Origin of the sequence: Cellulosimicrobium cellulans, from assembly GCF_001722485.1 — a bacterium.
Lineage (GTDB): Bacteria > Actinomycetota > Actinomycetes > Actinomycetales > Cellulomonadaceae > Cellulosimicrobium > Cellulosimicrobium cellulans_A.
In genome coordinates this window covers 1-1,324 of the sequence record NZ_LWGL01000332.1, presented here as the reverse complement: position 1 = coordinate 1,324, position 1,324 = coordinate 1, and the positions used below count along the sequence as shown (strand labels likewise).

The 1,324-nt window shown below is 78.9% G+C and carries 1 protein-coding gene and 1 pseudogene; one reads left to right on the top strand and one right to left on the bottom strand.

The features are described from left to right. Positions 1-184: pseudogene (locus JZ5iCDA_RS17530) on the bottom strand (cysteine desulfurase NifS); the annotation flags it as partial. Positions 185-406: 222 nt separating this feature from the next. Here JZ5iCDA_RS17530 and JZ5iCDA_RS17525 point away from each other — a divergent pair. Next, a partial coding sequence (locus tag JZ5iCDA_RS17525) for an aminoglycoside phosphotransferase family protein (RefSeq protein ID WP_069388245.1) occupies positions 407-1,324 on the top strand: 918 nt, incomplete at its 3' end.

Genomic DNA, 1,324 nt, shown 5'->3' with positions numbered 1-1,324 from the left:
GCCGCGCGGCCCGGCCGGCGGCGTGCAGCGAGGACGGGTTGCCCGTGCGCGACAGCTCGTCGACGAGGGCCTCGCGGGCGGCGTCGGACAGGGGGGTCGTCGCGGCGTGGTCGAGGTACGCGACGCGCGGTGCGGGCCGCGGCCCGCTCGTCGCGCGGCGCGACGGGCCGGATGGCTGGGTCACGATCACCCAGTCTACGGAGCGGTCGGCGCGGCGCGTCCCGGGGGTGCCGGGCGGGTGCTGGACTTCCGTCCGGGACGCGCTACCTTGTCAGGGTCTGTGCCCGGCCGTGACCCGGCGGGCACGAGGGCCCGGCCGCGGCGGCCGCGACGCGACCGTCACCCGCCCCGGCCTCCGAGGCGGGTGCGTCCCGCCGAGCCACCGACCGGGAGAAGCGCCACCACCATGTCCGACGAGCTCTCGACCGTCGTCGAGCCGACCGGTGAGGTCCCGCTCGTCGGCGCGGGGCGGCTGCGCTGGGACGACCTCCCCCGCACGGTGCGGGACGAGATCGAGGCGACCGCCGGCGCGCGCGTCGTCGCGGAGACGCCGCTGCCCGCGGGGTCGCGCTCCGACGTCATGTCCCTCCTCGAGCTCGAGGACGGCGCGCGGTACGTCGTCAAGGCGACCCGGGTGACCGACGGTCCCGGCGTCATCGCGCGCTACCGCGCCGAGGTGTGGGCCGCGCGGCAGCTGCCGCGCGCCATGCCGGCGCCCCGCCTCGCCTGGGCGCTGCGCGACGAGGACTGGGGCATGATCGCGTTCGAGCTCGTCGACGGCCGCCCGCCGACCACCCCGTGGGACCCCGACGAGCTCGACCGCGTCCTCGCGACGCTCGAGACCGTGGCGTCGCTCCCCGGCGCGCGCGAGGCGCGTCTGCCCCCGGCCGGCCCCGAGCTCGCCGGCCTCGCCACCGGGTGGCGCTCGCTGCGCGAGGACCCCGACCCGGACCTCGCCCTCCTCGTGCCGTGGGCGGCCGACCACCTGGACGCCCTCGTGGAGGCGGAGCGCGGCGTGCTCGTCGCGTGCGAGGGCGAGTCGTTCGTGCACGGCGACGTGCGCGCCGACACGCTCGTCCTGACGCCGTCGTCGGTCGTGCTCGTCGACTGGGCGTACGCCTCGCGCGGCGCCGGGTGGCTCGACCTCGCGACGTTCCTGCCGAGCGTCGTCGTGCAGGGCGTGGCCGACGTCGTCGAGCCCGTGCCCGTCACCGCCGGCCCGGCGCGCCGTGCGCGCGGGGGCGCGTGGGCCGCCGCGACGTTCGACGCCCACCCGCTCGGCCGTGGTGTGCACCCGGCCGACGTGCGCGCGGTGGTCGCCGGC